The sequence below is a fragment of the Paenibacillus sp. MAEPY2 genome (genome assembly GCF_000499205.1).
Taxonomy (GTDB): domain Bacteria; phylum Bacillota; class Bacilli; order Paenibacillales; family Paenibacillaceae; genus Paenibacillus; species Paenibacillus vandeheii.
Genome location: NZ_AWUK01000026.1, coordinates 33,798 through 58,722 on the forward strand (window position 1 = coordinate 33,798; position 24,925 = coordinate 58,722).

Sequence of the window (24,925 nt, forward strand, 5' to 3'; positions counted from 1 at the left end):
GCGCAGAATAAAGCCAGACTTTACGATTTAAGCCCTTCTTGTAAATGAAGTACAGCCTCCATCGTCGGCAGGCTGCCTGTGCCACCGATGCCAAGCGTGGACAATGCACCACATGCATTGGCAAAGCGCAGCAGTTCGCCCCCTCGCATTCCCAGTAAGTATCCATATATGATCCCAGCATTGAAACAGTCGCCTGCTCCCGTCGTATCGATAGGAGACAAAGTGTAAGATCCAGCAGATATTGTACTTTCGTCCAGGTCGCGCAGTGTAGCACCTTTTGACCCTTGTTTGACTGCTACAATTCCCGCCACAGCAGGAAGCATGGAGTCAAGCACATCGGCTACCCCATCCGCAGGGTAAATGTGCAGTAGTTCATCCTCGCTGGGAATAAACAAATCAGTTACCGTCAGTAGTGCACTTATTCCCTCGCGGTCCCATTGATTGGATACATCCCAGCCTGTATCAAAAGATGTGCTGATCCCATTGGCCCGCAGCTTTGCAAAAAGCCCAGCCCAATGGGGTCTCATTCCATCCTGTAAATAATAAGAACCAAAATGAAGATGCGTGGCCTGCTGCAACAGTGATTCTGGTATATAATCCGGTGTCAACAACGGGATGCTGCCAGCGTACGTTAACAGTCCGCGGTCCACAGGTGTGGAGAGGGATAGGGTTACACCTGTTTTGATGCGAGACAATCGGGTTACATGCTCTGTATTTACGCCCATACGTTGTAACTCAGCTATACAGAACTTTCCGAAATCGTCATCCCCCACGACGCTGACGAATCTCACATCCGCTCCCAAGCTTGCCAGAGCACATGCGGTAATTGCCGATGAGGAGCCCAGTACCACCTCGAAGCCATCGACCATTTTTTCCCGATTCCATTCCGGCATCACGTCCCTTCCGGATACAATGACGTCTACATTTAGCTCACCAGCAATGACAACAACGGGACTTGTTTCCTGTTTCTTCATCATTTCAATACCGGAACAAATCCCTGTTCCGCCTCGTACAGTTCATCGAACATGCTTCCGATCTCCTCCAGGGAGCATACGGCAGCAGTTAGCGGGTCCAGCATCAGTGCATGGCGTGCCATTTCCTTGTCATTTCTCCGTACAGCTTCCACAGCCAGATCAAAAAAAGCCATATTCGAGCGGCACAAGGCAGCCAAATGTTCAGGCAGTCTTCCGAAGCGGCAAGGCTGAACGCCTTTCCCGTCAACGAGGCAGGCCACTTCCACCACACCGTCAGGCTGCAAATTTTCAATCAACCCTCGATTTGGAACGTTACCATAAATGACCTTCGGCTCATTTTTCAATACCGCTTCGATGATAATGGCTGCATATTCATTACTCGATTGAAGCTCAAGCGGTACCGTACCTTCAAGCTGCGAAACGATCTGCTCATCATTTTCTCTCCGCCAGATCGGCCAGTTATCCGCATAGAACCCTGTGGCTCCGTTATAACCTGAGCTGCAGTGCTGATCGATAAGCGATTGGCGTTTTCGGTAATACGGGATATATTCCGAGAAATGGCCGCTGGATTCCGAGACAAAAGCGCCTAAATACTTCATGGCATCCAAGCGGACCGGGTCTTGTCGCAGCAGTTCAGGAGTGGTTTGTATTTTCTCCAAAAGAACAGGGTACAGATCTCTCCCCTCGTGAGACAGCTCCACGAACCATGACATGTGGTTAATACCTCCGGCTTTCCATGACATCTCTTCATAAGGAACTCCGGCATATTCGGCCAGTTGAGCCGATGTGTTCTGGATGGAGTGACATAATCCCACTACCGGAATGTCCGTAATGCGGGAAGTCAGGAGTGTAACCGCAGACATCGGATTAGTATAGTTCAGAATGATGCAGTCTGGACAGAGCGCTTCAATGTCCCGAACAATCTCTACCCAACTGGGAAGGGTTCGGAGTGTCTTGAATAGTCCTCCCGGTCCCAACGTATCGCCAATACATTGCTTTACCCCGTATTTCAGCGGAATTTCATATTCATAACGAACCGTCTCCAGCCCGCCCACTTCAATTTGGTTAATTACGAACTGTGAACCGCCGATTACTTCTCTGCGATCCGTGGAGGCAAGCACCTCCCACGTTTTCCCTGTCATTTCCACGATCTGAAGTACAAGCCTGCGTGCCAACTCAAGCCGACGTTCGTCAATATCAACCAGGGCAATGGTACCACCCTCCAAGCCTTCAATCAGCAGAATATCCATAGCGATCTCGCGCGTAAATGCACTGCCTGCTCCGATAATTGAGATTTTAGTCATCACTTTTCTCCTCGCCCGTTATTTCATGCCTGTCATCGCCAGGCCTTTAATGAATTGCTTCTGGAAGATCAGGAATATTATAATAACCGGTATCGTAATCAGCACCGCAGCTGACATGACGACGTTGTAGTTGACCTGATGCGTTCCGTTAAAGTAGACCAATGCCAGCGGAACGGTCATTTTGCTCTCATCATTTAATACAATCAGTGGCCACAGGTAGTTATTCCAGGAGTTCATGAATGTGAATATCCCCAAGGCTGACAGCATGGGCATAATAAGCGGCATAACGATGCGAAGCATCAGCCTGAATTCGCCTGAACCGTCCATCCTGGCTGCTTCCAGCAGCTCTTGTGGAATCTCTTCAATGAATTGTTTAGCCAGAAATACACCGTAGGAGCTGACCAGATTGGGCAAAATGATCGCGAGCAAATGGTTAACCAGTCCAAGCTCAGCGGTAATCAGATAAGTTGGAATCATAATAACCTGAAAGGGAATCATCATCGTTGCCAGGATCAGAATGAACAGCAGTTTCTTGCCTTTAAACTGATGCTTGGCAAATACATATCCGGCTAGAGCACTGGTAAATAAGGTGACTACCGTTATGATGACAGATGTCATCAGGCTGTTAAGCAGCCACGTAACAAATGGCGCCTCGCTAAAAACCGTTCGGTATCCGTCGAGGCTCGGCTTGCTTGGAAACAACCCGCCAGAACCCGAGACGATGTCCATGTTGCTTTTCAGAGATGACAACACCATCCAGGCATAAGGCAAAAGCATAATACAGGCTATGACTGCAAGAACTGCGATCGTGACGCCTTCCCATAGACTTACTTTACGTCGCATCGGCTTCTCCTCCTGTTCTCCTCAATGTTCCCATTGTGTGCGTCCCCATCGCAGCTGCAGCAGTGTCACAAGCAGGATGATCATTAGAAACACTGTTGCCATAGCGGAGGCGTACCCCATGTTGGAACTGGAGAATGCCTGCTCATAAATTTGCAGGGATAGCACTCGTGTTTCGTTGAAGGGTCCGCCCTTGGTCATAATCTGAAATTGCGGGAAGGCCTGAAAATAGGAAACAACTGTCGTGATAGAAACAAATAGCGTCGTTCTGCGCAGTAAAGGCAGTGTGATGTGAAGAAAGACATGCCATCGGCCCGCCCCCTCCAGTGTCGCTGCTTCATAGTACATATCCGGGATGGAATCCAGTCCGGCAATGAAAAGAACGATGTTATACCCAATATCAGCCCACAAGGTCATCATAATGACGGAATAGAGCGCATAATGTGGATCACTGAGCCACTGGATTGGAGCCATATTCAGCTTGGCAAGAATCATGTTGAACAAGCCGTCATTGTAATTGAACATGGTATTCCATACGATGGCTGTTCCCGCCAGCGGAGCGATTGTGGGAAGAAAGAATATAGTTCGAAAGCCATTTTTGAGCCACGGGATGCGGACTCGCTGAATCGCTGAAGCGATCAAAAGCGTAATGACAATGTTGATCAGTACAGCGATAAATACAAATTTGAAGGTTACCCATAGTGACTTCAGAAATATGGAATCCTGGAACATACGGATATAGTTCTCCGCCCCCACGAATATCGCGTTTGAGCTAAGCGGGTCATACTTGAATGCGGACAAGCCCAGGCTCCATGCGATGGGAAGGAAAGCAAACACCCCGAACAGAAGCAAGATCGGTACAAGTGAAATGATGATGAACCTTCGTTTTGCCCTGTAAGCTGTCGACTTTACCGCTGGGTTACCCTTTTCGGCCTTTTTGGTAGATATAGCAGTACTCATGCCCCAGCACCCCTATCACTTATGTTGATCCTGATTATCGTTGATCGTCCGTTCAATGTTCATCAATCCGTCTTCAACACTTTGCTGTCCACCAGCCATCAGTTGAAAATTGTCGTTGATCTGCTTGAAGAAGAAATCCCGGTCTGCTATAGGACCAATCCATTGACCTAACGCCAATATAGCCAGTGAAGGCTTTAAATGGGGATTGTTCTTCAGGAATTCCGGATTTTCAGCAATTTCCTTTTTGGCTGGAACGGTAAAGGTGTCCGTATTCCATGTCGTAAGGTTGTCCTTCTCCGAGATGAATTGGATGAAATCAAGTGCAGCCTCCTGCTGTTTGCTTTGCTTAGATACTGCGAGCCCCCAACCGGATTCGGCAGCAAAAACAGGTGGATTCTCCGTAAAGGAAGGCACGGAAACATATTCAAAATCATCTACCTTATAGTTGTTCTGCCCCGCAGCAATGGTCCAGGGGCCGCGATAGGTCATCGCTGATTTCCCCTGAAAAAAATAGTCAGAGGTATCCAGCTCACCACCGAAAGTGGTTAAATCCGCAACTTTGTCATCAGCCACGAGCGAAACCAAGGTGGACATCGCTTTCTGAGCCTCCGGCGTGTGAAAATTAACATGTCCGTCTTCACCCATAAAACTTACGCCCTGCTGTAAAATGAGCGATAGGAAAGTGAACGTAATATTGTCTGCCGATACAAAATCGAAGCCTTTCACTTTGATGACACCGCTTTCACGTACGGTTAGTTTTTGGGCGTAATCCACAAGTTCTGTCCAGCTTGTAGGTGGATGATCCAAGCCTTGTTCTTTGAGCATTTGCGGATGAATCAGCATGCCACCGTTCTCAATGTTGTATTCGAGCGGCAGCCCATATAACTTGTTGTCTCGCAAATATCCCCCCAGGGGGGCATCATAATATGCTTTTTTTACATTTTCACTATCAGGAATTTCAACAAGCAGGTTGTTCTTGGAATATTCGGGCACCCAGGTGCCGAAGAATTCGGCAATGTCGGGTGGTTTCTTCGCGGAGAATGAAGCTTTCAGCTTCTGGCTGTACACATCATACGGAAAGGTCTGATACTCGATCGTTACATCGGGGTGTAAGCTCTGATATTTGGATATTAATTTCTTGTAAGCGCCCACTATAGCGTCTTCCTGATGACTCCAAAAGACCAGATTCACCTTGCCTTGCGAGTCTGCAGATGGTTCGCCGCCGGAAGTGGAAGAACTGGAACAGCCCGCTTCAGCGATTACAACGCAAATCATCGCAAGGATCAGCATAAACTTGGAAAAATGCATTCGCATATCCTCCCTTGTTCTGCAAATTAGCCAGCATCTGAAGAGAGGGTCGTTTGAGAATCAGGCGTACTTATATAGAAGCATTGTGATCTGTAGTTGTATGTATAGCAATCTGCTGCTCCCTGCACGCTTGCTCAAACCATCCCTCCGGCTGCTTATTCGTAATTACTCCTGTCACCTGATTCAAGGGAGCAATGGTAAACAAAGCACTTTTCTCAACCTTGCTTTGATCGAATACAGCATAAACCTCGCTGGAACGTTCCATTGTTAATTGGGCTATACGGGCTTCAAGCTCGGAATGCATCGTAAAGCCGAAATTCTGCGTTACTCCGTCCACCCCGAGGAACATTTTCGTAATGTTAATTTTATCAATTACACTTTCCGCCAGCGGACCGCATAATTCGTAACTTTTGGACCGCATAACGCCGCCAATAACCACGACCTGAATATCTTCGGCATCAGCCAGTTCATAAGCAATATTCACCGCGTTCGTGACAATCGTAATATTACGGTGCTTTTTGAGTGCTTTCGCAATAAAGAACGTCGTTGTACCTCCTGTCAGGCAGATAATGTCCCCCTCTTCAACGAGGGCGGCGGCCGTGGCGGCGATCCGTTCCTTATCCATCCGTCTGAAATCGCGTTTTGCTGCAAAAGGCAGCTCCGATACCGCCGACGTCAGACTCCCTTCATAAATGGCTCCCCCATTTGTTCGAATAATCTCGCCCGCTTTTTCCAGCGCATCCAAATCCCGTCTTGCGGTAGCTTCCGAGCAACCGACCGTTTGGACAATCTCTAGCAGCGATATTTTCCCATGCGATTTAATCAGTTCCAATGTTTGTGCTCTGCGCAGTTCACCCTTTGAATATTGCATAAGTCTCTCCTTTATTATGTCTGGGCTTGTAAGAATCCGTTAACTGCAGCCCGTGCTAGCTCTATTGTGTAGGATGAAAGGATGGATTGCAATATGCCGACGTGAACTGCATTCCATCAGAAAAGCATCTCTCTGGCGATTATTCATGCGGGATGTGAAGCTGATTTGTACAACCTTCAACTTTTATAAAAGTATAATCTGCACCTGTTGTTCGTACTCCTCAAAAAGACCATAGTCGATGTCACCTGCTTTGGAAGACATGGCATTGACCGCTGCCGCCGTGACAGCTGTTCGCAGCCTGGACTCAGCCGAATCGCCGCGCTCTGCCGAATATGCCATGCCAGCAACAAAGGCATCCCCGCATCCTACCGTGTTTACAGGTTGAATGGCTGGAGGCTTCACCATATACGCTGTTCCGTTTAGAATGGCCAGAGCACCGTTACTGCCTAGTGTTATGCACACCTCGTCAATTCCCTGATCCGCCAGCATATGTGCTGCTCGAGTCCACTCACTTACGTCTCTCGGCTTCTGTCCCAGCCATTCGGCTAGCTCGTGCTCATTAGGCTTCACGAAATGAGGCGTTGCACTCAACCCAATGTTGAAAGCTGTTCCACCTGTATCCAGAAAAGCTCTCGCGCCTGCTGAACGGACAATGCGAATCAGTTCTGCATACAATGTGTTCGGTGCGCCTGGGGGTAAACTCCCAGACATGACGACCACACTGGACTGGATGGCAAGCTCCTGTACTTTGTTCTTGATCGCTTCAACTTCGGCTTCTGACATGGTTGGACCCTGCCCAAGCAGCTCGGTAGAGCTCCCACTGGAATCGTCCAGAATGTTAAAGCAGACTCGCGAGTCTCCTGCGGATTGGATAAAAGCAGTTCGTATCCCCCGTTCAGTCAGACTGCTCTCAATAAATCCGCCGTTATTGCCTGCAATAATGCCTGTAGCTGTGACTTGACCGCCAAGCTGCCGAATCACTTTGGCTACATTATTACCTTTGCCACCCGGTTCATTAACCTCCCGTGTAACCCGATGCACCTTGCCTACGCCAAACTTATCAAGGTACAACGTCCGGTCAATGGCCGCATGGAGTGTGACTGTGGTAATCATCGGGCCACGCCGGCTCTGCCAGTGCATCCGCATAACCGCATTTTCTCCATGGCAAGCCGTTTAACTGCTTCCTTCGCCGGAGCCATGTATTTGCGTGGATCATCCTCTTCCGGGTGAATTAAGAATACATCCTTGATGGCTTCGGAAAACGCAATACGCAGCTCAGTAGCTATGTTTACCTTCGACATCCCCAACGCGACCGCCCGATGAATTTGTTCGGCTGGAATGCCCGAACCACCGTGCAATACCAGAGGAACCGCTACACGATTCGCAATGGTTTCGATTCGTTCGAAATCAATGTTCGGCAGGCCTTTGTATATACCGTGCGCAGTTCCGATTGCCGGAGCAAGGGTAGTTACGCCGGTACGTTCAACAAACTGTACGCAATCTTCGGGATCAGCCAAGGACGCATGCTGTTCCTCAACGACAATATCGTCTTCAACGCCTCCGACTTTGCCAAGCTCCGCCTCCACGTTTACACCAGATGCTTGGGCAACCTCCATCACTTTACGAGTTAGATTCACGTTTTCTTCAAAAGGGTACATGGATGCATCGATCATAACGGATGTATAGCCTGCTCGTATGCATCGAATAATTGTCGAAAAATCAGTGCAGTGATCCAAATGAAGTGCGATGGGGATATCCGTCAAGTCCGCTGCGGTTTTAGCCGCATGGGCGATGTATTCCGGACCCAAATGGTTGACTGTGCCCACCGTGGTTTGAATAATCAGCGGTGATTCGGTTTCTACTGCTGCTTCAACGACAGCCTGAAGCATCTCCAGAGTGTGTACGTTAAATGCAGCAATGGCGTAATGGTCCCTGCGAGCTGTTTGCAGCAGTTCAGTGGACGAGATCAGTGGCATATCCATTCCCCCTTAAAAGGTTGCGCCGCTCCCTGCTTCTAGGAATCAATGGTTATCCTCTATCAGCAGGCTACATAGCGACGATTAGAACGATCCTGCACCTCCCTTCACGGGTCAGATGAGATTGGAAAACATTTGAACTTTTCTTGCTTGTGATCATAATAATCTTTTTATTTGATTAAATCAATCATTATTTTGGAAAACTATTGCAATTTAGAGAGTTATAACGGCATAATTATGATTAACACAATCATACAACTATATATTTGATCAAAAAGATCACAAACTGATGTTATCAATCTAAAACATTCCCGGGAGGTATTTTTATGAGTTTGACGTATCGTGAAGTAAAAGAACAATATAAGGCCTTGCAGCAGACTTACAACTATTTACTGGCCAAACGCACGGAATTTACGGCCTTTGTCCAAGCTCAAGCAATTACCTCCGTAACCTTTGTTGGCGCCGGGTCCAGCTATTGCTTGAGCGAAGCGGCCGCTTTTTCCTTCCGTTTGCGTGCTGGCCTACCCTCAATGTCACTTGCCGCTGGTGATCTCATGCTCCATGCAGATCGGTACCGTCCCATGTTGGAGCGCAGCCTGATCATAGCGCCGTCTCGATCTGGCAGCACCAGTGAAGTGGTTGAAGCGCTGCGTTTACTTCAGTCGGATCAACGCATTCCTTTATTAACAATTTCTTGTGTAACAGACTCGCCATTATCTAAAAGCGCCGATTTCCCTTTGGAACTGCCCTGGGCTTTCGATCATAGCGTTTGTCAGACCCGCACAGTAACCAATCTGTATGCAGCCAATCTCCTTCTTGCCGCTTTTCTTGCTGGAGATGAGGACCTGATTATCGACATGCAGGAGGCGATTCATCAAGGCGAAGCCTACATGGAACGTGTAGAGGACAGCATCCGCCGTGTCTCCGACTTCAATTGGACGAACGTGGTCCTGCTTGCAGATGGTGAACTACAAGGAATGGCAGCCGAGGGCGCCATCGCTTTGACCGAAATTGCCAAGACACAAGCACACGCATACCATCTTCTTGACGTACGGCACGGGCCGATGGTCACAGTGGATTCGGATACGTTAGTGATCGCAGCCTTGTCGGACAGCGGTATTGAGCATCAGCGCAATCTGTTGAGGGATATTAAGGAGCGCGGAGCCACCATTATTACGTTTGCCGATCGGGCGAAGGACATTCCGCAGGAGTTCTTTGACCTTGAGATCACGACAGATCGCCCACTTGATACAGCGGTACGAGGTATCCCTTTCATTTTCATCTCGCAGATCGCTGCTCTGGCCAATGCTGAACGCCATGGGATTAACCCGGATCAACCCGATGGGCTGGTGGCCTGGGTCAAGCTGTAAGAAGCAAGCTTATTTCTTTCGATCCGCTTTAAGGATTGGCTATTTATATAAAAAAGTCGCCATTTCTGGCGACTTTTTTTCATGTTTATGCCCTTTTATCCAGTATAACGCCAGAGGATACTCAAGACGTTAGATAAACTGTTTACTACAATCCAATAAACATATTTCTGCTAAACGGTCCCCAATTTCCACCAGTGTATCCGGATCTCCCTTCCAAGTTCACAAAGCATGGAAGCAAAATATAAAGAACACCCATCGTCGCGTTAACATTGAAGGTTATAACAAATCTCGTTTTGGAATTATTGATTGGAGTTATCATTCCCCGATCAGCACGAATCGTATTTTCTTTAGAAATGGCCTCTCCCATTCCTACACTGGCTATGTCTGATGGACTAGACATATTACTTCTTATCCAATAATTCGAAATGTTTGTTGCTGATGCTAAATCCGCTGGCTGATCATACGTCACTACAATTTGATTGGATGCAACTTGCCTAACCTCCACAATAACAGGATGAGGCATCACGGCTTCCCTTTCTCTCCCCCCCATATTCTCGATCCAATAAGGATGTGTTGTATTGGAATGATTATTAACTGACATTAGATTCCCTCCATGGCTGACTTCAATAGTCATTTGTCCTGAGATAATGTATGTAGGTGAATGACTATTGGTGCTTTGAAACCCGCCAACTCATTTTCCGGGAACGTAAATGACATTATCGATTATTTAAAATAGGTATCTCTCCAAGCAAATTCTTCAAGTTAATCGAATCCCATGGCATATGCTCAGTTATACCCAAACCAACCACATCTGTTTCTTCCGATAGCTCTTTGAGCAGATGAAGAAGCTGAGGAATTTGCAAGGCTCCCGCAGGAGAAAAGGTGTAAGGTCCTTCAGGATTCGCAAATAATAAAGAACGAAAAGCTTTAGGATCCAGCACATCCAAGTCAAGGTGAATAGCCAAATGCTTAATATCGCTTTCTTTGATCCACTCTTTTATGGATTGTGTACTTCTCATTAATTCTTCGGCTCCGGCTGTTCTGATGCCGAGTCTTTGAATCATTTCTGTATCTGACTCTGCAGTAGTTATACCTAATCTTTCTAATGCTTCTGAGATGACTTCGCTTTCTTGCTCCGTAGGCGTTGCCAACCCCGCGATAAAGATATTTTCAGGTTTGAGAGGGATTTTCACATGTTTTGCAAACTCCTCATCCCCTTCTCCCAAAAGGTTCCCCAGGGGTAGCGTATGTCCGTTATCATACCCCGTATATCCAACCAAATCACTGTGCGCATCAATCCAGATCAATCCTAATTCCCCGTCGTATCGTTCGTTTAAATAGGCAAACGGGGCTTGTTCAACCAAGCAGTCCCCACCAAACATGACGATGCGGTCCGGCTTGTGAGCATCAATGATATGTTGGGCCGCCTCCAATTGTTCAATGAGCTGTTTTCTGCCATGTACACCATTCTCGTTTTCCAGTGGAGTTCCATCATATGCTTGTACAGGCACTTGAATCAGTGGTTGATCATTATCAGGAGCCAGCCAGGCAAGCAGTTCCGCCCCAAAAGAGTAATTAGGATTGTTTCCCCCCTGCCATTGTGGCATTAACAGACGTATTGTTTTTTGATTCATGTTTTTCTCTCCTTTACTTCAAAGTAAGGTTAGTATAAACTGAACCCAAATCAAAAAGTAGTACGCACTATTATGACAGGTACTACCCGAAAGGATAGCATAAATATGAGCATGGCTGAATATCAAGGTAAGGTTAAACATATTCAAGATACGCCTTTTGGCTACACATTGTCTGTCATTGGCGGCAAGTGGAAGATGGTCATTATTTATCTTTTGGCAGAAAATCAACCGGTGCGCTTTAATGAACTGAAAAGACAAATTGGAGCGATAACGTTTAAAACATTGAGTTCACAACTCAAAGAATTGGAAGCGGATGGTATGGTCGAACGGAAAGAGTATCCTCAAGTTCCTCCTAAAGTGGAGTACAGGCTGACAGACAAAGCGGAAACGTTACTGCCCGTTTTGGAAGGCTTATGTGAGTGGGGAGTTAAAAATCAAAGTGAAAGAGATGTGCTCGAGAATGATTAACTTTAGAAATAAAACGTATCGCTGCACCTCCGAGATTGTTATGAGCTTACTGAGTGGTAAATGGAAAATATCTATACTGAATCACTTAACTAAAGGTCCCGTTCGGTTTAATGAGCTGCAGCGACTTCTGCCTGACGCAACCCAACGCATGATTACGATGCAGCTTAGAATGCTTGAAAGCGACGGTCTCATTATTCGCAAGGTCTATCCGGTTGCCCCACCAAAAGTAGAATATTATTTGTCCGATCTGGGGGAGGAACTGGCTCCCATGCTCCAGATGCTGTGCAAGTTTGGATCGACCTATATCGAGAAATTTCCCGACGAAGTATCATGCGACAATGATGACTCTCGCCGTGACACCGTTAACATGCGGTAAACCCGATGCCCCTAGCTCTCTTCTCTTTGAGAAACCGTTTTATCGCAATAAATTAATCAAGCAATGTTGGCATGATTTGACGGCAGCAGCCCTACACCCAAAGCCCTGCCGTCAATATTGTGACATGGAAGGTTTAAAGAATTATAGCACTAAAAATTGCGTGCCAAAGCCCTTTCCCGAACGAAAAGCTAATTCCAGTTCCTCTTCATTTTCCTTCTCCAGTAAAACCACATTTTCGGGATACAACCTCCCTAACAAAGCCCATAGTACAAGCTCATTGCCTCTGGTCGGAATGAAGTGAATTCCATCATCCGTGTTCGTTACCAATCCGGTATGGGACAGAATGTCTGTTACCCGGTGCAAGCTAATAGCTGTGCGATTCACCTTTGCACCGTTGGAATGGTTTTCCCCTTTAGGCCGATATGAAAATCGATGTCCCCTAAAGAGCTGACCGAGATCTACAGTAAATGCATGACCCTCCCTCTCCAGACTGAAAAGCACGGTTGTTCGATCAGTACCTGTATTCGGCACCAACCTTGCGATGGATGGAAAATCCGTATGCTCTCCTGAAAATTGAAGATGATCCTTGCTACCCGATATACCCGCTCCTGCTTCGTTACGCGGTGCAGCATAATAATCGTCATATTCATATTCGAACGAGACAGCAACTATATTTTGTGTATCTTCTGCCTGAATGGTTTGTACAGGATGCCATTTCAATAGATAGCGCGCGGCTGAACCGGCCGACTCTCCCAATCCAGCTGGCAACACGGTCCCCAAAAGGTATTGAAAACCATAACCCGCAGAGGTCAAACCCGAGCTAAGCACACTCTGTGCATACTGGACAATCGCTTTGTGAGTTAATTCCTTCCCAATCAACTGAGTTAGAAATACCTTACGGGCAGGCTCTAGAAAACGTAGTCCTTTGAATTGCGTGTGTTCCATGACTTCAAACGGTACTTGTTCCCAATTGGCAAAGGGAAGTAATGCATCTCGCAGCAATACAAACTGGTGCAGGTATTCATTATACAACTGCATGACCCTTGGTCCCCCAACAGGTCCCAAAACCTGAGCAATAGCTTCTGGTATCAGGGTATGACCGTAGCAATGACTTCTAAATTCCAGTTCACCAAGAGTTTCCCGTCCATATTGTGCGAGTGCCCTCTTTTCTGAATTAATCTCTCGTGCCCAGAAAACCAATTGTTCACCAATGCGTGCCGCCTGTGCTGTAAGTTCGACGCCTGCCTTATCCTTCAAAGCCAACGGTCCAAGTGGTAGCGATGACACATCGCCAGAGATCGCCAAATTGGCCTGAAGACTGTCCAACAACACCGAAGGATTACCGTTTATCGGTCCTCCCAGCTGAACAAGTATCGCCTCAAGCAGTTTATCCAGCTCAATGACGACCTCTTTTGCTCTATATATGCCATCAGGCAATTTCCAATCCAAAACCGCATTCTCGCCTGGTCTAATTGAGTCCTGTGGATATGTGCCAATGAGAGACTCTACATCTATTGCTTTCCCCCATACGATACGTTTATCTTTCAAATGAAGTTGATACTCTGCCATTTTTCCCACCCCATCAGTACGATTTTATATTGAACGACAATTCAACTTACCGTTCGATTGTTAGATTATCAGGTTCTCTGATGGTTGAGTAGTACGCACTTTTTTGTATGATCCGATCATTTTTGTGTCGTAGGATACTTTTTGATCCTGCTATAAAACGAAGAAAAAAGCCGCTATTAGGCGACTTTCTGATTGACCGTTCTTGTCTTAACGTTTGGTGCTTAACCTGTTTCTTTTGATAGGGCTTGCAATTGTTTTAGGCAGTTTCCCTTGTTCCTTAGCTATTCTCCGCGAACAACACGAAAACCCTGATCGGGACCAAACCCATTGGCATCAAATTTCCCTCGAAAAGCGATCTCGTTATTGTTGATACCACCGATCCAGCCTCCGCCCTTCACAACCCGGAAGGAAGCAATTTGACTCTCCGCGTCGATGTACCAGTCCCAGCACCATTCTCTTACATTACCGGACATATCGTAGATTCCAAGCTCGTTCGGCTTTTGTGTACCAATCGATTTGGTTTTGTTTTTGTTGCTCTCTATGGCAGGCCAGTTCCAATCTCCAGTTAAGATTTTGTCCCCGGCGTTCTTCCAATACCATGCTACTTCGTCGGCATTATTACTGCCGCTGTATGTGTAATTCTTGCTCTCCTGACCTCCGGTTGCGGCATACTCCCACTCCGCTTCTGTAGGCAGTCGGTAACCGTTGGTTCCCTCATTAATGGTTACGGTCCACTTTAAATTATCGTTATCATTCTTATTATTCAGGTCTTGGGTATCCTTATCGATGTTGTAATGCGGCTTCAAGCCCTCTTGTATACTTCTTTGGTTACAAAACTCTACCGCGTCATACCAACTCACCATTTCTACTGGCAATTGATCTCCTTTGAATCCGGAAGGATTATTTCCCATGACATCCTCCCACTCTTTTTGAGTTACCTCATATTTCCCGATATAAAAGTTCGACAGGGTCACATTTCTTCCAGCAAAATTAGACTTGTTGTTCTTAAACGTCCCGCCTTGCACGAATACAAGGTTATCCTTCGGTTCGGGTTTATCCTGCGAACAAGCGCTGATTACTACCATTGTTGCTATTAAAAAGAACATTAATAGCTTTTTCATTGAACGATCTCCTTTAAGCTAATGGGAAAATAACAGGCTATGATACCTGCCATCCGTTAACGTTGAAGGCCATTTGCTCGATAAGAAACGGCCTTCAACGAATTAGGACGGACTGGCTGAATCTGAGGGGAAGGCCATGGGCCTGCCCTAATGTATAAAAATCTGTTTTACTTTCATAGAAAGACTTACCGTGGATTGGTTACCACACCGTTACGTTGGAACTTCCGCTGCTCTGATATCCTTCTGTCGCTAACACCTGATAAGACCAACTGCTACCCAGATTCATGCCTTTGCTTGCCCATGCGTTCACATGGTTGCTGAATGTAATAGCGGAGTTAACCCCGGTCGCTCTCTTCGACTGTCTTACACTCCAGTACTGCGCAAAGGTTTGTGTCCCGTCAATGGAAGGTGCGTTGTATCGCATGGTTGTATAGATGTCATAGGTACCCCCGTCACTGGTTACGGTACCTTTAAACGTTCCGGTTGGTCGATACGTACCCCAGCTATCCACAACGTAATATTCGATAAGTGCATTTCTCGTCCATCCGTAAAGGGTCAAATACCCATTGCCAGATGGTGCAAAGACACCTGCATTATAATTAATTGTCCGGTTTGGAGATCCGACATTCCAACCTTTACCAACTACAAAATTCCCTGTATTCTGCCACGTTACACTGTAATTACCGCCTGATCCATTAACAGCATTGACTGTTCCGCCGCCATCGGTCCAATTTTGCCAATAATCTGTTGCCGCACTTGAAGTTGCTGCAAACACACCAAAACTCATAGAAGCCGCAAGAACGACCGTCAACAATTTTTTACTGAATTTAAACATACTCTACCTCCCGATATGATTGTATTTTCACTATAAAACTCGTTTAGTTTGATTCTCTGGGATGTGTCCGGTCCGGTTTACTCATTGGACTTTTTTTTACTTTTACCTCCTTTCTGACTAAATTATAGAATGATAGCGTTTACATAAAAACCTGACAAACTATAGAATAATCTCTAATATGTTTATATATGTTCTGCTTGTATTCTAAAAATCGACTTGTATCTACAAGAAACAAATATGCAAAAAGCCGCCCATTCGGGCGGCATGGAAATTATAATGAGGGTATTGGTGATCTTTAGACTACATATTAATAAGTTATTTTAACAATACAGACCAGTCAGGGTCTTTGTACCATTTATCGACTACTTGTCTTATCAGGATAAGTTCGTCCGGGATGTAGTCTAATCCCGTGATCCGGTATTCATAAGGCTGCCGCATACTGCGATCCCCCATGCTAATAACTCCCTCTCTCCAATTATCTGCAAGCGCACCCTCTAAGGATGATGCTCCTCTCTTACTAACTTCATACTGCTTGCCTTCTGAATCGTATGCTTTCCATTCTTCATTTCGTATTTCATTATCCATTTCCCCATAGAACGATACGGCCGTTTCATATGTGCCATCGCGGTTTTGTGAGTCCTTAAGCGTAGTCCCAACCACCTCTATGCGATCTGTTAATATTTGAAAAGATTTGGGTTCTATCAGCTCTGAAGGCTTAAAGGAAATTCTGCTGCCGTCTGTTTCCGCGATCGAATATCCATCCAAGATAAAACGATACGGTTCATGTTCCGGCAGGTACTTGAAAATATAACTCCAACGAATCTTTCCTTCTTCAATCACTGCATGATCAGTTGACATCAAGCTATCCATGTAACCCATTTTCCTCGGGTTAACCGAATGAATCTCTTCATTCTCTATAGTTTCAAAGTGAAAGCTCAACATCTGCTTTTTCCATAAATCACCGGGAGATCTTGCCATTGCAGCGGCATCAAGTTCAGTCTCCAGTTCAAAACGGACCCCTTGTACCATTCTCGTTAACCTTTTTAAAGTGACAGTCATTCCGTGTGGCGTAGAATAGCTACCGGACAGTTCCTCTATTTTTGTTTGCTGGTTAGCCTCTCTCATATCTATATCAAAGCTAAAGTCCCAATCTCCTTCAATGAAAGGCTCGTTCCTGTTACCAAGCGTGCCAATATTTCCTTCTATTGTAATCTTGTCTGTTTGCAATGGCTCATTAAAGAAAGCAACCATATAATAAAAATCATTTGTGTACCCCATATCGTACATGGTATCCAATTCGTTACCTTTATCATCTTTAATCGTAATGTTGTTCAGATCTCCAAGAAGTAACTTATCACGATTGTGCTTCCCCTTTTTATCAAAGAGTTGAAGAGCCAGCGTCACTCGGGTAGGGTCTGCAACAGCTTCATCAATTACCAGCGTATAACCTTTGTCCCTTACTTTGATATGAGGATTATGAACTAGTCCCAATTCTTGTGCCCGCATAAGTCCAATATCTGGGTTATCCTTGGCAAATAAAGACCGGATCATTTCACCAAATGTGGGCACTGAATAAACCGAAACTGTTCCTAGGATGAAAAAGAGGGCTATGACAGCTGCTACCCACCTCCATCGTTTATGGGGATATCTCTTTTTTGTATTCTGCTCAGAAAGGGAAGAAAGTGCGTTCTCCATAGCAAGTTGTACTGTATCAGGAATGATCAGGTCTTTTCTTTTAGCATTAAATAATTGCTTGATCTCACGGTCAACCGGATCATGAAAATTCATATTTGCCCTCTCCTTTCCCTATAACCAGCTCGGATAATTGCCGTCTGGCCCTGAATAACCGTGATTTTACTGTTCCTTCGGAAACTTCAAGCACTCTTGCTATTTCTTTGACCGATAAATCCTCGATATAAAAAAGTGTTACGATAGTTTGAAGCTGTTCATCCAATTCGTCAATCACCTCAAACAGCTCAATTTGTTCAAAATCCCCCTTATATGATGTCTTTCTCAGATCATAAGGGACAAGGGATACTCGCTTCTTTTTCTTAATAATTTGATTACACTCATTAATTAAAATCCGAATAATCCAAGTTTTAAAATAAGCGGGCTCTTTCAGTGTATGTACATTAGAAAAAGCTTTGGCAATGGTCTCCTGTATCGCATCTGCACAATCTTCATCTGTTTTAACGATTGATCTTCCTATAACAAATAGGCTTTGCTGGACAGCATGTATTAAATACACAAAAGCTTCCTTATCCCCATGGCTTGCAAGTTCTGCTTTTTCTGATAAATCCACTAGTGGTTCCCCCTTTCTTCTCATTCCTTCTATCCATTAGATCATCCTATACTTGGTTTGGTTCACAAGAAAACACAAAATTTAACAAACCGTTCGCAAAATTTCTACCCCCGTATCTTTCTACGTACTTGGTTCGTTTACAAAGAGATACCTTATTTATATATTTCTTTCTATGGAGGACTAATAATATGGAAATTTCAAAGGGAGTCGAAATGCTTCATCTGGATTATCACGGGAATGTCATCCACCCCATTCTTTTAAAGGATCAAGAAATGACTATTCTAATAGACACTGGTTTTCCAGGTCAATTCAAGGATTTATGTGTGGCAATGGACATGGCTGGCGTTCCTATAGTCAAACTAAATACGGTGATTTTGACCCATCAGGATGTCGATCATATAGGGAATCTTCCGGAGATTTTGCAAACGTGTGGAAATGAAATTAAAGTATATGCACACGAACTGGATAAGCCGTACATAGAGGGAGAACTACCTCTTTTAAAAGATGGTCACCTGGAAAATCCCCCGACGGGTACAGTGAACAATACCTTAATAGATGGTCAGGAATTACCGTTTTGTGGCGGGATTCGTGTTATTCACACGCCTGGGCATACGCCAGGTCATATCAGTCTTTATTTGAAGGAAAGTAAAACGCTGATTGCCGGGGATTCGATGTATAGTGTAGACGGAATGCTTGGGGGAATTCATGAACCGACCACACCGGACATGGATTCAGCAAGGCTCTCGTTGAAAAAGTACTTAGATCTAGACATCACATCCGTGATTTGTTTCCACGGGGGATTAAGTCATGTAAATGTGAAAGATCAGATATCAGACCTCATCCAAGGTTGATCTTTTGAAGAATCAATGTTGTTCTGCGCTTATGATAGCTCGGAGATGTATAATTATTTTGACAAGCGCATAAAAAAAGGAAAGACAATCCCTTTCAAGGCATGGTCTTTCCTCACTCATTTAAATTCTCTTCCCTACATCTTCACCACTACAGCAGTTCGAACTGAAGCTGAGGTTCAGGTACCTGAGCTTTCCCTTTGGGCTGTTCAGCAGCGTATCCCAATTCCAGAACCGCAGCAATACGCTCGTTGCCAAGTACGCCAAACGTTTCAGCACGGCTCCGGTCGTACATCCAGTCATGCAACGTGCTGCGTACACCAAGTCCCTGTTCATAGGCAAGCAAGCGAAAATTTTGGATTAGGCAGTATACGGCTGCAAAGTCCTCTTCCCGCTTATGGTGATCCGCCTCTTCCTTCACTAAGACCAGAAGATACGCTGGCGCGTGCTCCTGCAAACCCTGCATGAGTATCCCATTATGGTTATCGGCAAAAATAAACCGCCATGGCTCACGGAGCCCATCGTTCGGTGCCCATACGGCGTGATTGAGCAATTCAAGGATTAACTCTTGCGATACCGGTCGATCTAAAAAATCACTCGGACTGCCCAGATCCTCTTCCAGCTCAGACAATTTCATTTTTACACCTTCCCCTTTTACGTAGTCTGGCCCTGCAAAACAGTCCACTTCTGCTCAGCGGGTGTTCTTTTCCGGCTTCTTGGCGCTTTGTCAAAGTATCCTATATGAAGAATGCCAACAAATCTTTCATTCTCGCGCAGTCCAATTCCTTTAAAAAATCCTTCATGCTGAATCATGGACTCTGTATCCCACAGCATGCCTAACCCTCGTTCCCATCCCAGCAGTTGGAAGCTCTGCATCATTTCGCAGGCAGCGGCATAATTGCGGTCATTAGTCAGACGATCCGGCCCTACAGCAGACATAACAATGACATGGGCAGGAATATCAGTGAATCTCTTTTTAAACACATCCAGCAGTTTTCCCGGAATCAGCTTACCGAGCTTGCTCTGCGACATCTGTTCCAGCATGCAGTCCACCAGCCGTTTGCGTGCTTCTGGAGTTCCGGCATATACAACACGCCACGAACCAGCGTCAACGATTGGTTGAAGCCGTGTGGCCCTGTGCAGCAATTCAACAACCAGCTCCTGTTCCACTGGGGTTGCATTACATTTACGAATACTTCTGCGTTCCCTAATCAATTCCGCCAGACTCAAGCGCTTCACTCTCCTTTGGTTTATCTGGATTCCATATCCATACTGTTGTCATGAAGAAATTGATGAATTATCTTTAGCTCCACTTCCGAATATTTGTCCATGGAACGATAGAAACGTTCAGCCTCATGTACATGCAGACGTTCATGCAGTTCAAAAATCTTCTTTCCTTGTGGGGATAACCGGAAGTAGCTCTCCTTCTTGTTGTCATTCATTTTCGTGCGTTTAACGAATCCTTCCTCCAGCAGTTTGTTGCCGATCTTGGTAATACTTGCTTTGGACAAATTCATCGCCTCGGCAATGCCCGTATTGTTAATGGGCTCATGCCTGCCGATGCAATCTATCATGTGAACAGCGGTCAAATGCTGAGGGATTTTGTCGATGCTTTCCCGCTGGGCGATACTTAGAAAATGTTCAATTTCCGTATCCTTGTGATTCTCATATACATGTAAAAACCGGATAAATTGGTCATACAGTAACTGTTTTGTTCGATCTTTTGAATCCATTCTGCTATCGCTCCTTATTTACTTGTAAACAATAAAAAAACCTCAAATGATAAATCTTATTCACTAATTTAATCTTAAATAGTTTACCTGTTAACAATATATCACGAGTGATAACGGTTATCAACTTTAAACTCTGGCCATGGAAATTTGGGATTTTAGAGAGATCCATTACCTATTGAACATTTGCTCTTTTTCAAGTACTATCAATTTAAACAATTCAAATGATCATATGTAACTGGCGAACACGGTGAACCGTGAGGGAGCATATGGTTTGTAATAAGCCGTACGCCTGGGCAGAGGTAAGGAATATTTATTTCCTTGCCTCTTTTTTATGTTGAAAGGGCGATGTGAAAATGAGTACAGACACACTGATCTTGAATGGACAAACGGTAGCAGATTTTATGAAGGAAGACATGGCCACAAAGGTTGGCATCCTTAAGGAAAAAGGCATTCAGCCTTGTCTCGCTACAATTCTCGTCGGAGATGATCCTTCCTCAGCGACCTATGTGCGTATGAAAGGAAATGCTTGTGCTCGCTTAGGCGTGCATTCCATTAAGGTCGTTCTTTCTGCGGATACCACCACGGATGAATTGATTCAAGAAATTAACAAACTAAATGATGACCCTTCCGTACACGGTATTTTGCTTCAGCACCCTGTCCCGAATCATATCGATGAAAGAGCAGCTTTTGACGCCATTCGTATCGAAAAAGACGTTGATGGTGTAACGACCCTCGGTTTTGCACTTAATGCTTTTGGAGAAGCCGAATTCCCTTCCTGTACACCACAGGCTATCATGCGTATTCTGGATTTCTACAATATTCAAATTGAGGGCAAACACGCGGTTGTCATCGGAAGAAGTCCCATCCTGGGCAAGCCTGTGTCAGCCATGCTGCTAAACCGAAATGCAACGGTGACGACCTGCCACTCCAAAACTATGAATCTGGAAGAGATCGTGAAGCTTGGTGATATCGTCATTGCAGCCGTGGGTAAACCCCTGTTTGTCAAAGGAGACTGGATTAAACCGGGTGCTGTCGTTATTGACGCAGGTTATAACAAAGGGAATGTCGGAGATGTGGACTATGAAGCTTGCTTTGTTCCTTCTTCAGCCATTACACCTGTACCGGGCGGCGTTGGTCCTGTAACAATTGCAACGCTCATCGAACATACGATTAAATCTGCCTATAAGCTATCTGAAAATGCATAAATGAAATAGCGCAAAAAACAAGGTCCCTCCGATTGACGAGGGGCCTTGTTAGTCTTTGAATACGGCTATAATTGAAAATAAGAACATATATATAGCTTTTTTTCTCTTTTTACAAACGGATCATATCTATATTATTATGAACAAGGCTTGGGAAGGAGATAAACATAACTTGAAACCTTTAGTACAGCTGCTGCATTTTGGTTATCATCAAGCGATGAGTTGCATTTTTCCTGTGGCGATCTTTGGAACGTTGGCCCTCTCTAGCGTAATTCAGATCCCCTTTTTTTATCGCTATGATGCCATTCTGCTGATTTTATTAGCAGTGCAATACCTTATGTACCGGAGCGGATTGGAAACACGTGATGAAATCAAAGTCATATGTATATTTCACGTGATTGGTTTGGTGCTGGAGATGTATAAAGTGTGGATGGGATCCTGGTCATACCCTGAGCCTGGATATACCAAGCTCTTTGGTGTTCCCCTTTATAGTGGATTTATGTATGCAAGTGTAGCAAGCTTTATGTGTCAAATATGGCGCAGATTGCGTATGGACATGACTGGATGGCCCGGGTTTGCATCTTCGGTTCTGTTAGGAGGAGCCATCTATATCAACTCTTTTACACATCATTTTATTCCCGATTTTCGTTGGTGGTTGACGGCTCTTGTATTTATAGTTTTTCGGAAAACATGGATTATCTATCGGGTACGATTGACGACCTATCGAATGCCGCTTACGCTCGCTTTCATCATCGTAGGTTTTTTCATCTGGACAGCTGAAAATATAGCTACTTTTTTTAATGGCTGGAAATACCCTGATCAACATGACTCCTGGCAGCTGGTTAGTTTTAGCAAAATCAGTTCGTGGTTCCTACTCGTGATTATTAGTGTCATCATTGTTGCCCAGCTTAAATATGTCAAAGCCAATCGAAAATAGGTTCTATACATTTGCAAGTTCTGAAAGATAACCGTTATGATTGTATGGAATGCTGAGTTGGTAAATGAAGAAAATATGAGTAGGAGGATACAATGGAAGACATTATTTTGTGGTTGAAATATGTATTATTAGGTATCGTACAAGGGGCTACTGAGCCTATTCCGGTTTCTTCAAGCGGACATTTAATTATTGCTCAACGATTGCTTGGCATGAAGCAGAATGGATTATCCTTTGAAATTTTGACAAACACAGCCTCACTGATTGCCATTATGTTTATCTTTAGGGAAGATATCAAAAAACTTATTGTCGGAGGCTGGCGATTCCTAATCTCTCGCAATGCAGCGTACAGAGCAGATTTCATGTTTTGTCTATACATAATCATTGGTACTCTCCCTGCTGCGATCGGAGCTGTGCTATTCAAGGATAAAATTGAAGAAATATTCACTTCTGTCTATACGGTTGCGATTAGTTTACTGATCACAGGGGTTGCTCTGTGGCTCATTCGAAACCTTCGCGGGCGGAAAAGAGATGGCGATTTGTCGGTGAAAGACGCAGTACTGGTAGGTCTTGCTCAGGCCGTGGCTCTTATTCCGGGGATAAGCCGCTCTGGTGCAACAGTCATTGCATCTATCGCTGTCGGGATGAAACAAGAAACGGCATTGAAATTTTCCTTTATGCTCTATATTCCGATTAGCATCGGCGGGGTAATATTAGGTGCATCTGATATCGTAACCGATCCGCACCGTACGCAATTGGCTATACCTTACATTTTAGCGTTCATCACTACGCTTATCGTTACATATTTTTCAATGAGATGGTTCATGGGAATTATGGCTAGAGGGAACTTGATTTATTTTTCATACTATTGCTTCGTAGTCGGAATTCTTTTACTTATCTTTTTGTAAAACAGGAGCTAAATGTAACGTAAAAGGGAACAACCTCTATACAATGGGTTGTTCCCTTTTTATTACCCTCCGTACGTCCACTCCTTAACTCTCTCCAAGAACCATGGAACCCATATCATTCGAATCTTCAATTTGTTTATGGTTTATAAGCTCTCCTCTGTCGTTGAATCCCTTGATTTCATACGGAATAGTTGCAGAGGAGGGCAGGAATACAAACCAGATTATGCTTTCCGGGCCCACCTCCACCAGCTTGGCTTCGGTAACTACCGGTTTATCATTTTCTTTGAACTCGACGGTAACACGCTTAATAGCGGGGTCTAATATATGTCCGAACATCATAGGGAAAGGTTTCGATATATGACTCAATTGAGGTATGCTCATATAATCCAGCGCTGACGTGAATTGAGATGATTCACCAATGGAATATCCGCCACCCCACGCCCACTTCCAGCCGAATACTATTTTACGCGCATACTCCATCTGAAGATTGCTGCTATTTGCCTGACTCGTTTTTTGTTTAAACAAAACCATTCCCCCGTCTACCGGTTCTTGATGAATGATCTGTAATGAATCATTATGACCTCTAAACCGCTCAATCGCTTCTTCAGGAGTTTTTCCTATAGGAATATGCATGGTTTCACTCATTCCCATTGCCTTGGACATACGCCAATCGGACAATCCACCAGCCTTGTCATTAACATAAATAAATGCGATGCACACTATGAGGAAAAGTAAGATGACTATTGCTGTAATTCGAATGCTTCGTTTGCTTCGCATTGTTTGCATTACTACGTCCACTCCTTCAGATAACGCTAATTACTATTCTCCCGCTTTTTCCAAATCCTCTCGCCCTGTTGTCTCAAGTTTTTTTAGATCATAATCAGAGGGCAGTGGTTCAATATCCACATAGTAGTCCGAATTGCTTGTCAGCGACAAGCGGCCTTTGGCAGCGTCAAAAGAAAATTTCTCGAACACGTACAGTGAAAAACCTTCTCCTTGATGCAACGTTGCCGTTTGTGATGTATTCCCCTCCCCTGTCATCAAATCAAAACGTTCAGTCTCCGGTCGCGGCGTTTCAGAGGTTACCTCATTTTCTGTCGTGGGAGTTGAAACTGACTCATTGGTTACTGCGGATGGTTCAGGGCTTGCCGACGGCTCTGTTTCCCCAGAGCAAGCTGTAAGTGCAAGTAACATGACAAACATCGGGATCTTCATATAAACAGAACGAAATTCATTCATTTGTAGTACTCCTTCCAAGTTAATTGTTAATACGTTATTACCCATGGAAGCGGCTGGAAACCCGTATTTATACTTTATAGATTTATACACATACTGTAAATCCCTTTAACTTACTTATAAAATATCGCAAACATCTCCCTATTCTCATGATAT

The 24,925-nt window shown here is 44.9% G+C and carries 27 protein-coding genes and 1 riboswitch; of the genes, 7 read left to right on the plus strand and 20 right to left on the minus strand.

What is annotated here, in order from left to right; translation table 11 throughout:
- Positions 1 to 20: 20 nt before the first annotated feature.
- From P364_RS0119060 to fba, 8 genes are all read right to left on the minus strand, one after another.
- Positions 21 to 977: a carbohydrate kinase family protein gene (locus P364_RS0119060; protein WP_024631677.1), complete on the minus strand. Its 957-nt coding sequence runs from the start codon at positions 975 to 977 to the stop codon at positions 21 to 23.
- Entirely contained in the window at positions 974 to 2,278 is a 1,305-nt protein-coding gene (gene melA, locus P364_RS0119065) for an alpha-galactosidase (protein WP_024631678.1), read from the minus strand. The genes P364_RS0119060 and melA overlap by 4 nt, the downstream gene beginning before the upstream one ends.
- An 18-nt stretch (positions 2,279 to 2,296) precedes the next feature.
- On the minus strand, positions 2,297 to 3,121 hold the full coding sequence (locus tag P364_RS0119070; protein WP_024631679.1) for a carbohydrate ABC transporter permease: 825 nt from the start codon (positions 3,119 to 3,121) through the stop codon (positions 2,297 to 2,299).
- 21 nt (positions 3,122 to 3,142) lie between these two features.
- Positions 3,143 to 4,078 carry a carbohydrate ABC transporter permease gene (locus tag P364_RS0119075; RefSeq protein WP_024631680.1) on the minus strand — a complete coding sequence of 312 codons (936 nt, stop codon included), beginning with the start codon at positions 4,076 to 4,078 and terminating at the stop codon, positions 3,143 to 3,145.
- 15 nt (positions 4,079 to 4,093) lie between these two features.
- Positions 4,094 to 5,386: an ABC transporter substrate-binding protein gene (locus P364_RS0119080; protein ID WP_024631681.1), complete on the minus strand. Its 1,293-nt coding sequence runs from the start codon at positions 5,384 to 5,386 to the stop codon at positions 4,094 to 4,096.
- A gap of 70 nt (positions 5,387 to 5,456) precedes the next feature.
- Positions 5,457 to 6,257: a DeoR/GlpR family DNA-binding transcription regulator gene (locus P364_RS0119085; protein ID WP_029881104.1), complete on the minus strand. Its 801-nt coding sequence runs from the start codon at positions 6,255 to 6,257 to the stop codon at positions 5,457 to 5,459.
- 183 nt (positions 6,258 to 6,440) lie between these two features.
- Positions 6,441 to 7,403 (minus strand): 1-phosphofructokinase family hexose kinase, encoded by a 963-nt coding sequence (locus P364_RS0119090; protein WP_081718021.1) that lies wholly within the window; start codon positions 7,401 to 7,403, stop codon positions 6,441 to 6,443.
- Entirely contained in the window at positions 7,367 to 8,233 is an 867-nt protein-coding gene (gene fba / locus P364_RS0119095) for a class II fructose-1,6-bisphosphate aldolase (RefSeq protein ID WP_024631684.1), read from the minus strand. The genes P364_RS0119090 and fba overlap by 37 nt, the downstream gene beginning before the upstream one ends.
- Before the next feature lie 326 nt (positions 8,234 to 8,559).
- On the opposite strand from fba, the gene P364_RS0119100 reads away from it, so the two are divergent.
- Positions 8,560 to 9,603: an SIS domain-containing protein gene (locus P364_RS0119100; RefSeq protein ID WP_024631685.1), complete on the plus strand. Its 1,044-nt coding sequence runs from the start codon at positions 8,560 to 8,562 to the stop codon at positions 9,601 to 9,603.
- 145 nt (positions 9,604 to 9,748) lie between these two features.
- On the opposite strand, the gene P364_RS0119105 is transcribed toward P364_RS0119100, so the two are convergent.
- On the minus strand, positions 9,749 to 10,204 hold the full coding sequence (locus P364_RS0119105) for a hypothetical protein (RefSeq protein WP_306440231.1): 456 nt from the start codon (positions 10,202 to 10,204) through the stop codon (positions 9,749 to 9,751).
- Positions 10,205 to 10,319: 115 nt separating this feature from the next.
- Positions 10,320 to 11,237, minus strand: coding sequence for an arginase family protein (locus P364_RS0119110; RefSeq protein WP_024631687.1), 918 nt, complete (start codon positions 11,235 to 11,237; stop codon positions 10,320 to 10,322).
- A 105-nt stretch (positions 11,238 to 11,342) separates the two neighbouring features.
- On the opposite strand from P364_RS0119110, the gene P364_RS0119115 reads away from it, so the two are divergent.
- Both P364_RS0119115 and P364_RS0119120 read left to right on the plus strand, forming a co-directional pair.
- A complete protein-coding gene (locus tag P364_RS0119115; RefSeq protein WP_024631688.1) occupies positions 11,343 to 11,705 on the plus strand; it encodes a winged helix-turn-helix transcriptional regulator in 363 nt (120 codons plus the stop codon).
- A complete protein-coding gene (locus P364_RS0119120) occupies positions 11,698 to 12,081 on the plus strand; it encodes a winged helix-turn-helix transcriptional regulator (protein WP_024631689.1) in 384 nt (127 codons plus the stop codon). The genes P364_RS0119115 and P364_RS0119120 overlap by 8 nt, the downstream gene beginning before the upstream one ends.
- 141 nt (positions 12,082 to 12,222) lie before the next feature.
- On the opposite strand, the gene P364_RS0119125 is transcribed toward P364_RS0119120, so the two are convergent.
- The 5 genes from P364_RS0119125 to P364_RS0119145 form a co-directional block, all read right to left on the minus strand.
- Positions 12,223 to 13,650, minus strand: a complete 1,428-nt coding sequence (locus tag P364_RS0119125) for a hypothetical protein (RefSeq protein WP_024631690.1) — start codon at positions 13,648 to 13,650, stop codon at positions 12,223 to 12,225.
- Between the two features lie 281 nt (positions 13,651 to 13,931).
- Entirely contained in the window at positions 13,932 to 14,771 is an 840-nt protein-coding gene (locus tag P364_RS0119130) for a formylglycine-generating enzyme family protein (protein WP_024631691.1), read from the minus strand.
- 199 nt (positions 14,772 to 14,970) lie between these two features.
- On the minus strand, positions 14,971 to 15,606 hold the full coding sequence (locus P364_RS0119135; RefSeq protein ID WP_024631692.1) for a glycoside hydrolase family 11 protein: 636 nt from the start codon (positions 15,604 to 15,606) through the stop codon (positions 14,971 to 14,973).
- 315 nt (positions 15,607 to 15,921) lie between these two features.
- Entirely contained in the window at positions 15,922 to 17,394 is a 1,473-nt protein-coding gene (locus P364_RS36955; protein WP_029881106.1) for a DUF4179 domain-containing protein, read from the minus strand.
- Positions 17,381 to 17,908, minus strand: coding sequence for a sigma-70 family RNA polymerase sigma factor (locus P364_RS0119145; RefSeq protein ID WP_024631693.1), 528 nt, complete (start codon positions 17,906 to 17,908; stop codon positions 17,381 to 17,383). Before P364_RS0119145 ends, P364_RS36955 begins: the two co-directional genes overlap by 14 nt.
- A 188-nt stretch (positions 17,909 to 18,096) precedes the next feature.
- Here P364_RS0119145 and P364_RS0119150 point away from each other — a divergent pair, with 188 nt between their 5' ends.
- The gene (locus tag P364_RS0119150) at positions 18,097 to 18,759 is read left to right on the plus strand and encodes an MBL fold metallo-hydrolase (RefSeq protein ID WP_024631694.1); all 663 of its coding nucleotides are present in this window, start codon (positions 18,097 to 18,099) and stop codon (positions 18,757 to 18,759) included.
- A gap of 148 nt (positions 18,760 to 18,907) precedes the next feature.
- On the opposite strand, the gene P364_RS37390 is transcribed toward P364_RS0119150, so the two are convergent.
- Genes P364_RS37390 through P364_RS0119165 form a run of 3 tightly spaced genes read right to left on the minus strand, consistent with a single transcriptional unit; the run spans position 18,908 to position 20,489 of the window.
- Positions 18,908 to 19,393 (minus strand): nitroreductase family protein, encoded by a 486-nt coding sequence (locus tag P364_RS37390; RefSeq protein ID WP_024631695.1) that lies wholly within the window; start codon positions 19,391 to 19,393, stop codon positions 18,908 to 18,910.
- 17 nt (positions 19,394 to 19,410) lie between these two features.
- Positions 19,411 to 19,986, minus strand: coding sequence for a nitroreductase family protein (locus P364_RS37395; RefSeq protein ID WP_024631696.1), 576 nt, complete (start codon positions 19,984 to 19,986; stop codon positions 19,411 to 19,413).
- A 20-nt stretch (positions 19,987 to 20,006) separates the two neighbouring features.
- Positions 20,007 to 20,489, minus strand: coding sequence for a MarR family transcriptional regulator (locus tag P364_RS0119165; protein WP_024631697.1), 483 nt, complete (start codon positions 20,487 to 20,489; stop codon positions 20,007 to 20,009).
- Positions 20,490 to 20,710: 221 nt separating this feature from the next.
- A riboswitch (ZMP/ZTP riboswitch) is annotated at positions 20,711 to 20,791 on the plus strand.
- Between the two features lie 51 nt (positions 20,792 to 20,842).
- Between P364_RS0119165 and P364_RS0119170 the strand changes: the two genes are divergently transcribed.
- The 3 genes from P364_RS0119170 (at position 20,843) to P364_RS0119180 (ending at position 23,533) form a co-directional block, all read left to right on the plus strand.
- Positions 20,843 to 21,694 (plus strand): bifunctional 5,10-methylenetetrahydrofolate dehydrogenase/5,10-methenyltetrahydrofolate cyclohydrolase, encoded by an 852-nt coding sequence (locus P364_RS0119170; protein WP_024631698.1) that lies wholly within the window; start codon positions 20,843 to 20,845, stop codon positions 21,692 to 21,694.
- A 136-nt stretch (positions 21,695 to 21,830) separates the two neighbouring features.
- Positions 21,831 to 22,628 carry a DUF817 domain-containing protein gene (locus tag P364_RS0119175; protein WP_052016685.1) on the plus strand — a complete coding sequence of 266 codons (798 nt, stop codon included), beginning with the start codon at positions 21,831 to 21,833 and terminating at the stop codon, positions 22,626 to 22,628.
- Positions 22,629 to 22,720: 92 nt separating this feature from the next.
- A complete protein-coding gene (locus P364_RS0119180) occupies positions 22,721 to 23,533 on the plus strand; it encodes an undecaprenyl-diphosphate phosphatase (protein ID WP_024631700.1) in 813 nt (270 codons plus the stop codon).
- 84 nt (positions 23,534 to 23,617) lie between these two features.
- Here P364_RS0119180 and P364_RS0119185 read toward each other — a convergent pair whose 3' ends face one another.
- The gene (locus P364_RS0119185; protein WP_236642194.1) at positions 23,618 to 24,319 is read right to left on the minus strand and encodes a hypothetical protein; all 702 of its coding nucleotides are present in this window, start codon (positions 24,317 to 24,319) and stop codon (positions 23,618 to 23,620) included.
- A 33-nt stretch (positions 24,320 to 24,352) separates the two neighbouring features.
- Complete coding sequence (locus P364_RS0119190; protein WP_029881109.1) at positions 24,353 to 24,772, minus strand: hypothetical protein; 420 nt, start codon at positions 24,770 to 24,772, stop codon at positions 24,353 to 24,355.
- Positions 24,773 to 24,925 lie beyond the last annotated feature (153 nt).